This window comes from Microbacterium alkaliflavum (assembly GCF_044325405.1).
In the GTDB taxonomy this organism is placed as follows: domain Bacteria; phylum Actinomycetota; class Actinomycetes; order Actinomycetales; family Microbacteriaceae; genus Microbacterium; species Microbacterium alkaliflavum.
This window is the reverse complement of record NZ_JBIQWL010000030.1, coordinates 1-1,243: the sequence shown is the minus strand read 5'-3', so window position 1 is coordinate 1,243 and position 1,243 is coordinate 1. Positions and strand designations below refer to the sequence as shown.

Sequence of the window (1,243 nt, the reverse complement as noted above, 5' to 3'; positions counted from 1 at the left end):
GATGTAGATGATGATCATCGGGATGGTGACGATCGAGAGGGCTGAGAAGAGGAGGCTGTAGTCGGTGACGTAGCGGCTGGAGAATGCGAGCAGGCCGGTGGGGATGGTTTTGAGGTCGTCGTCTTGGATGTAGAGCAGGGCGAGGAGGAATTCGTTCCAGCAGGAGAGTGCGGAGAAGACCGCGACGGTCGCGAGTCCTGGGCGTAGGAGCGGGATCGCGATCATGCGGAAGATGCGGAAGTCTCCGGCGCCGTCGATGCGGGCGGCTTCGAAGAGTTCTTCGGGGATCGCGTCGAGGAACACTTTGAGCAGGTAGGTCGCCAGCGGCAGGCCCATCGCGGTGTAGGGGATGATGAGGGCCCAGTAGGTGTCGGTCAGGCCGAGGTCCGTGAACATCGTGCTCTGCGCGATGAAGTAGGACTGCAGGGGGAGGATGAGGCCGAGCGAGAGCAGTCCGAGCAGCAGCTTCGCTCCGCGGAAGCGGTAGCGGCTGAACGCGAAGGCGGCGGCCGACGCGAGGAGCAGGATCGCGAGGACCGACACGGACGTGACGATCGCGCTGTTGAGGGCGTAGCGGCCGATGTTTCCGACTTCCCATGCTTGCGCCCAGATCGTGAAGTCGAATGTTGTGGGCAGTGAGAACGGGGTGGTGAAGATCTCGGAGTTGCTTTTGAAGCTGGAGAGCACCATCCACACGAGCGGGATGAAGAAGACGAGCGCGAGGAGGGCCAGCCCGACGTAGACGAGGCTGCGGCCGAGGCGGATGGCGGGGTTCATCGGACCAGCTCCTTCGCGGGGGAGAGGGGTGCCGTGGTCGCGGCGGGGGCGGGTGGTGGGGTGTGCGCGGTTCGGCGCGATGGTCGGTCCGGGCGCTGGCCGCGTTCGCGGCGTTCGCCGCGNGGCTGCGGCCGAGGCGGATGGCGGGGTTCATCGGACCAGCTCCTTCGCGGGGGAGAGGGGTGCCGTGGTCGCGGCGGGGGCGGGTGGTGGGGTGTGCGCGGTTCGGCGCGATGGTCGGTCCGGGCGCTGGCCGCGTTCGCGGCGTTCGCCGCGTTCGCCGCGGCGGCGCAGGGTGGTGGCGATGAGGCCGATGGCGATGACGACGGCGGTGAGGACGACGGCCATCGCCGAGCCGTAGCCGACCTGTCCGGTGTGGAAGACGGATTGGACGAGGTAGGTGGTGGGGATTTCGGTGGAGTGGTAGGGGCCGCCGTTGGTGAGGACGTAGAAGAGGTCGAAGGAT

At 67.0% G+C, this 1,243-nt stretch carries 1 protein-coding gene and 1 pseudogene; both read right to left on the bottom strand.

Annotation, left to right across the window (positions count from 1 at the left end; all coding sequences use genetic code 11):
- A partial coding sequence (locus ACH3VR_RS23315; RefSeq protein ID WP_397558732.1) for a carbohydrate ABC transporter permease occupies positions 1–777 on the bottom strand: 777 nt, incomplete at its 3' end.
- Between the two features lie 150 nt (positions 778–927).
- Positions 928–1,243 (bottom strand): annotated as a pseudogene (locus tag ACH3VR_RS23310) (hypothetical protein); the annotation flags it as partial.